The 8092-nt window shown below is 57.1% G+C and carries 6 protein-coding genes and 2 pseudogenes; 1 reads left to right on the forward strand and 7 read right to left on the reverse strand.

All coding sequences use genetic code 11. The features are described from left to right. The 3 genes from GM30_RS02970 to GM30_RS02980 form a co-directional block, all read right to left on the reverse strand. Positions 1-597: PfkB family carbohydrate kinase (locus GM30_RS02970; protein ID WP_238582599.1), on the reverse strand; the 597-nt coding region annotated here is incomplete at its 3' end. After that, complete coding sequence (locus GM30_RS02975; RefSeq protein ID WP_049847429.1) at positions 594-1598, reverse strand: ADP-ribosylglycohydrolase family protein; 1005 nt, start codon at positions 1596-1598, stop codon at positions 594-596. The genes GM30_RS02975 and GM30_RS02970, both read right to left, overlap by 4 nt. Beyond that, positions 1595-2878 (reverse strand): nucleoside permease, encoded by a 1284-nt coding sequence (locus GM30_RS02980; protein ID WP_049847430.1) that lies wholly within the window; start codon positions 2876-2878, stop codon positions 1595-1597. Before GM30_RS02980 ends, GM30_RS02975 begins: the two co-directional genes overlap by 4 nt. 252 nt (positions 2879-3130) lie before the next feature. On the opposite strand from GM30_RS02980, the gene fbaB reads away from it, so the two are divergent. Further along, positions 3131-4183, forward strand: a complete 1053-nt coding sequence (gene fbaB, locus GM30_RS02985; protein ID WP_049847431.1) for a class I fructose-bisphosphate aldolase — start codon at positions 3131-3133, stop codon at positions 4181-4183. A gap of 45 nt (positions 4184-4228) precedes the next feature. Here the strand turns inward: fbaB and yegS are convergent, their stop codons facing one another. The 4 genes and pseudogenes from yegS to GM30_RS03005 form a co-directional block, all read right to left on the reverse strand. Further along, positions 4229-5128 carry a lipid kinase YegS gene (gene yegS, locus GM30_RS02990; protein WP_049847432.1) on the reverse strand — a complete coding sequence of 300 codons (900 nt, stop codon included), beginning with the start codon at positions 5126-5128 and terminating at the stop codon, positions 4229-4231. Positions 5129-5395: 267 nt separating this feature from the next. Further along, positions 5396-6691 (reverse strand): annotated as a pseudogene (locus GM30_RS02995) (peptidase U32 family protein). A 118-nt stretch (positions 6692-6809) separates the two neighbouring features. After that, positions 6810-7532, reverse strand: a complete 723-nt coding sequence (baeR, locus tag GM30_RS03000) for an envelope stress response regulator BaeR (RefSeq protein ID WP_049847433.1) — start codon at positions 7530-7532, stop codon at positions 6810-6812. Beyond that, a pseudogene (locus GM30_RS03005) lies at positions 7529-8092 on the reverse strand (ATP-binding protein); the annotation flags it as partial. The pseudogene GM30_RS03005 and the gene baeR, both read right to left, overlap by 4 nt.

An 8092-nucleotide genomic window follows, 5' to 3' on the forward strand; every position in this document is an offset into this window, starting at 1 on the left:
CTGGCCTTCAGGCGTAAAATACCAGGCGCCGTCTTTATCATGACGAACGATCAGCGGCGCACCGTAGCGGGTAAGCCACGCCTGACCAAAAGCCTCGGTCTGGGCGGGTAAATCGACTATTTCAGCGATGATTTCCGCCTCCTGACGATTCAGCGACACCAGCGGTTTACAGGCCATAATGCGTGTCATCAGCGCCGGCGGAATATCCGCAATCCGTGGGCCGAAGTCGAAGGACATAAAGGTTCGCTCACCGTCGGGCTCGACCAGCGCCAGACACCAGCCGTTGTCGCCGGTGGCGTTATCAATCGCGCTGACCAGCCCTTCGCGCGCCAGATTGTTGCAGATGATTTCAGCCCACACGCCCTGGCCGAGCGGCAGCGCGTTACAGGCGGTGATCCCGAGGCGTTTCAGTGCCACGGCGATATTCAACGCACAGCCGCCGATGTTCACGCTCTGCTGTTTAAGCTCGATGTCGCAGCCGCGCCAGGGCAGGGCATAGGCATCGGCAATAACATCAATCACCGCCGCGCCAATCACCGTGACCGGACGCTGCTGATCCAGCGTTCTGAGTTTATCGGCGACTCCGGATGCCTTCATAGCGCCTCTCGCTGTTGACGGTACTCCCGCAGCGCGCTGGCATAGCGGGTGAAATCCAGGTTATTTACGCCGTCCAGCTCCGCTTTCAGCGCCGGGTCGATAGCATCAACACCGTGCAGCGCCCCGCAGATGGCGGTGGCCATCGCCCCGATGGTGTCGGTATCGCCGCCGAGATTGGCACACAGCACCGCACAGCGGTTAGGATCGGTCTGCGCCAGCTCCACCATCGCAATGGCGCAGGGCACCGATTCAATGGTGCTGGTGCCCGCGCCCACCAGCTGATAAAGCTGCTCGCTGGCAGATTCTACGCCGTTGGCCTCACGCACCGTTTTTAGCGCCAGCTCAAGGCGTGCCGCCAGCGAGGCGCTGAACGTCGTGACGCGTTTTTCCTGGGCATGACGGGCGATGGCGGGCAACGCCTCGACGATGCTCTCCCAGCGCTCGCCGTCGATGGCGCGGGAAATCGCCCACGCCACAACGACGGCACCGGCAATTGCCAGATCGGACTTATGCGTCGGGCTGGAGGCGAGGGCGATGTCGTCGATAAAGCGCTCGAGATCCGCTGTGGGCAACATGCAGCCCAGCGGCGAAACGCGCATCGCCGCGCCATTGGTGACGCCGTTATTCTCCAGTTCGCGGACCGGCTGGCCGTCGCGAATGGCCCGCAGCGCAATTTTCGACGTCGGGCCGAGGACGTTTTTATTGAACGCATCAAAACGTTCGGCCCACGCGAGGATGTGACGGCCAATCACATCCGGGTCAATCTGACCGTCACACTCCAGCAGCGCGTCGGCAAGGCACAGCGCCATGGAGGTGTCGTCGGTAAACTCAGCACGCTTGAAATAGCAGGCGGCGCTGTTTTCCGCAGGCCCGGGCAGAAAGCGGTCGATCCAGCCGAAATGCGCTTTCACCCGGGCGCGCGGCCACAGTTCCGATGGCATGCCCATCGCATCCCCTACCGCCTGGCCATATAAGGCACCGAGAATACGCTCGTATTTCATTTAACTTCCCCTTGTGTTAACGCAGTATCGCGGTTGTCTTCGCTCACCTTAATGGCAGTGATTTCTTTATCAGACTCGCGGAAAAGCAACATAAACAGGACTGCAATCACGGCAATCATCACCGCGCCGAAGGTCCACATGCCCGCCCAGTTAAAGGTCAGTCCATTCACCGGTTCTTTATAGGCGAACATTTTTTCCATCATCACACCGCCCAGGCGGTAGCCCAGCAGGCTGCCGAAGCCCTGACAGCAGAGGGTAATCAGCCCTTGCGCGGCGTTACGCATGCTCACCGGCGCTTTTTTATCGACGTAGATATACGCGGTGACGTAGTAGAAGTCATAGCTCACACCGTGCAGCAGAATACCGAGGAACAGCAAGCCGTAGGTGAAGTAATGATCCGCGCCGCCGTAGATGAAGAACGCGTAGCGGATCGCCGCTGTGATAAGACCAAGTAATAATACCTTTTTGATACCAAAGCGTTTGGTAAAAAACGGCAACGCCAGCATAAAGAAGATTTCGGAGAACTGGCCGAGCGTCATCCAGCCAGTGGCGTTTTTCATGCCGACTTCGGAGAGATAGCCGTTAGCAAAGATGTAGTAGAACGCCAGCGGCATCGCGAACAGGAAGGAGCAGAAAAAGAACACCAGGAAGTTTTTGTCGCGCAGCAGGATCAGCGCATCCAGCCCCAGCATCACCTTCAGGCTCATTTTGCCGGTGCTCCTCGGCGGCGTATCCGGCAGGAAGAACGCGAACACGCCCAGCACGGCGGAGCTGGCGGCGGTGATCAACAGCGGAATGCTGGTCGGCGAGATATCGGCGTAGCCCAGCATCTCCGGCAGGAAACCACACACCAGCCCGGAGCCAATCCAGCCAATGGTGCCCATGACGCGGATACGCGGGAAATCACGCTCGACGTCCGGGACGTTAGAAAAAGCGATGCTGTTGGTCAGGGCTATCGTCGGCATATAAGTCAGCGAGTAGGCGAGCAGCAACGGGAAAAAGCCGGAGAAGGTGGTTTGCTGCGCGGCGAAATACATCAGTATCGCCCCGGCAAACATCAACACCGCCAGCACTTTCTGCGCCGGGAAAAAGCGGTCGGTCAGCGAGCCGACGAGAATGGGCGAGAGGATCGCCGCAATCGCCGTACAGGCATAAGACCAGCCAATTTCACCCGCGCTGAACCCGTTTTTACTCAGCCACAGCCACAGCGGAACAAACCAGGCGCCCCAGATAAACCATTCAACAAACATCATGAACGACAGCTTTACTGTAGTTTTCATCGTTAAATCCTTCATGACAGGTAAGGTACGCCTTAACAATACCAATTAATAATACCTTTTAAATACCTTTGAGTGAAAATTTTGATCGCCCTCGCAATTTACCCTACCTGAAACGTGACAGCGGATTGTGCTGAAAACGCCCCGGCAGGCTGGCAAAACTGACCGCAGAGTACCAGGCTTATTCTGCCCGCGATGGTGCGGGTCAGGACAATCCATCTCCGACGTGAGGTCGGAACTTACGGGAGCATCGTTATGACTGATATTGCGCAATTGCTTGGCAAAGACGCCGACAGCCTGTTACAGCACCGTTGTATGACCATTTCCGCTGACCAGCTTTATCTTCCGGGTCATGATTATGTCGACCGCGTGATGATTGATAATAATCGTCCGCCTGCGGTACTGCGAAATATGCAAACGCTGTATAACACCGGGCGTCTGGCCGGAACCGGTTATCTCTCCATTTTGCCTGTGGATCAGGGCGTGGAACACTCCGCTGGCGCCTCGTTTGCCGCCAATCCGCTCTATTTTGATCCGAAGAATATTGTTGAACTGGCGATTGAAGCCGGGTGTAACTGCGTGGCCTCCACCTACGGCGTGCTGGCCTCGGTGTCCCGCCGCTACGCGCACCGCATTCCGTTTCTGGTGAAACTGAACCACAACGAAACCCTGAGCTATCCCGCCCAGTACGATCAGACGCTGTATGCCAGCGTTGAGCAGGCGTTTAATATGGGCGCGGTGGCGGTAGGGGCGACGATTTATTTCGGCTCCATTGAGTCCCGCCGTCAGATTGAAGAGATTTCTGCCGCTTTTGAACGCGCGCACGAGCTGGGCATGGTTACTGTGCTGTGGGCCTACCTGCGTAATTCTGACTTCAAGAAAGACGGCGTCGATTACCACGTCTCCGCCGATCTGACCGGGCAGGCGAACCATCTGGCAGCCACCATTGGTGCGGATATCGTGAAGCAGAAAATGGCGGAAAATAACGGCGGCTATAAAGCGGTGAATTTTGGTTACACCGACGACCGCGTCTACAGCAAACTGACCAGCGAAAACCCGATCGACCTGGTGCGTTATCAACTGGCGAACTGCTATATGGGGCGCGCCGGTCTGATTAACTCCGGTGGTGCGGCAGGCGGCGAGACCGATCTGACCGATGCGGTTCGTACGGCGGTGATCAACAAACGTGCGGGCGGTATGGGGCTGATTCTGGGGCGTAAAGCGTTCAAGAAAACCATGGCCGACGGCGTGAAACTGATCAATGCCGTGCAGGATGTGTATCTCGACGCGAAAGTCACCATCGCCTGATGGCTGACCCATCACCTCTCTTGCGGGAGAGGTGATGCGGGCGTGTTATCGCAGTAGCGGGCAGTCCGGCGGCAACCGGCAGCGTAAGGCGGATGGCAGAATTTCAATGCGAAATTCGCGCCCGGTGAGCGGTTCACCGTCGAGGTTAAAGGTGATGTCGTTCGGGGCGCTGATTGTCAGCCACGACGAAGCACCTTCGATAATATTCGGACTCTGCCCGGCCTTTGCCAGCGTGCTGAGCAGGGCGGGGAGGATCTCTTCGCCCGTCAGAATGCGCAGATTGAGCAGACCATCGTTGATTAACGCATCGGGGCACAGCTGTTGTCCGCCACCGGCCTGACGGCCGTTACCAATCCCAATCACCAGCGCATCGCCCTGCCAGTTAATGTTCTCGCCGCGTATTTCGCAGCGGTCGGGTTTGAGGGTGTCCATGCGCACTAAGCCATGAATCAGATACGAAATCCCGCCGAGAGCGGCTTTCAGCTTTTCCGGGGTTTCACTGGTGATGCGGGTACCGAAGCCACCCGTCGCCATGTTGATAAAACAGGTTTCGTCATTCACCTGGGCGATATCTATCTCGATGGCGTTACCAGCGATGGCGAGCTTCAGCGCCTTCTCCGGTTCGTCAGGAATGCCGACGCTGGTGGCGAAATCATTAGCGGTGCCGAGCGGCAGAATGCCCAGCGCCGGAATATCGTCGCCCTGGCAGTGAACGAGCGCCGTGGCGACTTCATTGATGGTGCCGTCGCCGCCCCCGGCAATCACGGTGGCAACACCCAGCCGTCGGGCTTCGTCGATATAGCGTTCGGCATCGCCTTTTTCCCATGTCACGCGAACGTGGATCTCAACGCCTTCTTTACGCAACTGTGCTACGGCGTCGCGCAGTGGAGCATTATCAGTACCTTTACCATTAAGAATCAGCAAACTGGCGGGAAATGTGGTCATCCTTTGTGCCTCATTTTTTAACATGAGAACAAGTTTATCGCAGGATTTGAAATGTCGCCCAGGAACAGACCGAAACAGTAGAAAAATATGAAGCGGCAAAAAAATAAGCCCGCGTAAGGGAGATTACACGGGCCAAGGAGGTGGTTCCTGGTACAGCTAGCATTTATGGGTTATGTTTTTCAGCGTAGAAATAATACCCGTAATGAACGAAGCGGTATGTGATCGGATTCTAAGAATCTTCCGCGCGGAAAAAATAACCCAGATTAACTACTTACCGTGCGGGTTTCGGGTGCTCTGACCTGCAAAATTACGCATCAGCAACGCATATTCAAGCACCAGTTCTTCCGGCACCGGCAGCCAGACGGTGTAGCCATCGCCCGGCGCGACCGGCATGACTTCGCCTTTCGCGTTTTCCATATGCTCCAGCGTAAAGTTGACGTTGCCCTGCGGTGTCATCAGTTCCAGGCTGTCGCCGACGCTGAATTTGTTTTTCACCGCCACGGCCGCCAGCGCGCCTTTACGCTCGCCGGTGAACTCGCCGACAAACTGCTGACGTTCGGACACAGAATAGCCGTATTCGTAGTTCTGATAATCGTCATGGGTATGGCGGCGCAGGAAGCCTTCGGTATAACCGCGATGCGCCAGCCCTTCGAGGGTTTCCAGCAGGCTGGTGTCGAACGGTTTCCCGGCGGCGGCGTCATCAATGGCTTTGCGATAAACCTGCGCGGTACGGGCGCAGTAGTAAAATGACTTGGTGCGGCCTTCGATTTTCAGCGAGTGGACGCCCATTTTTGTCAGACGCTCCACATGAGCAATCGCGCGCAGATCCTTTGAGTTCATGATGTAGGTGCCGTGTTCGTCTTCGAACGCGGTCATGTATTCGCCCGGGCGTTGCGCCTCTTCAATCATAAACACCTTGTCCGTTGGTGCGCCGATGCCCAGCGTCGGCTCAACATTCTGCACCGGAATCGGCTCCTATTTNNTGCAGGTGCCCTGATTCGGGTCGCGCTTGTTGATGTAGCCGGAGAGCAGGCAGCGGCCGGAATAGGCCATGCACAGTGCGCCGTGCACGAAGATTTCGATTTCCATGTCCGGCACCTGGGTGCGGATCTCGTCGATTTCTTCCAGCGACAGTTCGCGGGAGAGGATCACGCGGGTCAGGCCCATCTGCTTCCAGAATTTCACCGTTGCCCAGTTAACAGCGTTGGCCTGTACGGAGAGGTGAATCGCCATTTCCGGGAAATGCTCGCGCACCAGCATAATCAGGCCTGGATCGGACATAATCAGCGCATCCGGCCCCATTTCCACCACCGGTTTCAAATCACGAATAAAGGTTTTCAGCTTGGCGTTATGCGGCGCGATGTTCACCACCACGTAGAATTTTTTGCCGAGCGTATGGGCTTCGTTGATCCCTAGCTGAAGGTTTTCGTGATTGAATTCGTTGTTGCGTACGCGCAGGGAGTAGCGCGGCTGGCCCGCATAAACGGCATCGGCGCCATAGGCAAAGGCGTAACGCATATTTTTCAGCGTTCCCGCCGGGGAAAGGAGTTCCGGTTTAAACATGATTTTCTCGTTCTGATGACAGGTCAGATCCGCCTCACAATGTAAGGCGGCAGGGGAGTTCCCATACTTTAAGGGCGGGAATTGTAGCGCCGGGCGGCGGGGGAGTAAACCGAAGATTCTAGGCGATACGGCAGGCGTCCGCCTCCCAGCGGTAACCGACGCCATACACGGCGCGAATGAATGACTGCTCGGCGTCCAGCGCTTCCAGCTTGCGACGCAGGTTTTTGATGTGGCTGTCGATGGTGCGGTCAGTCACCACGCGGTAATCGTCGTACAGGTTGTTGAGCAGTTGCTCGCGGGAGAACACTTTCCCCGGCTCGCTGGAGAGGGTTTTCAGCAGGCGGAATTCCGCAGGCGTGAGGTCCAGCAGCTTGTTCTGCCACGAGGCCTGAAAACGGCCTTCATCGACAATCAGCGGGCTTTCGGCGTCTAACGCCTGTAGTTCGCGTTTCGGCTTGCAGCGGCGCAGAATGGTTTTTACGCGGGCGACCACTTCGCGCGGGCTATAGGGTTTGCAGATGTAGTCGTCAGCGCCAATCTCCAGCCCTAACAGGCGGTCGATCTCTTCGATTTTGGCCGTCACCATCACGATTGGCACTTCCGAAAAACGGCGGATTTCGCGGCACAGGGTCAGCCCGTCGGTGCCAGGCAGCATTAAATCGAGCAGGATGAGATCGGGCGGCGTCTGGTGCACATATGACAGTACTTTGTCGCCGTGACCGATCAGCGTCGGCGCGTAGTTCGCCGCCTGCAGATAGTCGATCAGCAACTGCCCCAGCTTGGGTTCATCTTCCACGATCAATATCCGTGGTGCGTTGTCATCAATGGGTAGCGTGGTCATACGTCTCTCGGTAAATCTCGTTCCAGCGGTAGCTCTACTTTAATGCTTACCCCGCCAAAAGGCGAATGTGTGGCGTTGAGCGTGCCGCCGTGCGCTTCAACGATGTTCATGCAGATAGCCAGCCCCAGGCCGGAGCCGCCGCTGGCGCGATTGCGGGATCCTTCGGTGCGGTAAAAGCGTTCGCAGAGTAATTTCAGTTGTTCATCGGTGACGCCAGGCGCGCTGTCGGCAAAATCAATGGTGACGCTCTGGTTTTCCGTCACCGCACTGATCAGCAGCCTGCCGCCGCTGTCGGTGTAGCGCAGACTGTTTTCCAGCAGGTTATTGAAAAGCTGCATCAGGCGGTCACGGCGCCTTCGTCGGACATCGACAACTGATGCAGATCTTCCACCAGTTTGGTCAGCGTGGCGACCTCCGCCTGCAGCGAGGCGACGGAATCCGGGGTGAATTTACGCACGCCATCCTGAATGGCTTCCAGCTCGCCGCGAAGCACCGCCAGCGGAGTGCGCAGCTCATGCGAGATATCGGCCATAAAGTCGCGGCGCATCTGCTGATTGCGC

The organism is Trabulsiella odontotermitis (genome assembly GCF_001188485.1).
GTDB classification, from domain to species: domain Bacteria; phylum Pseudomonadota; class Gammaproteobacteria; order Enterobacterales; family Enterobacteriaceae; genus Trabulsiella; species Trabulsiella odontotermitis_A.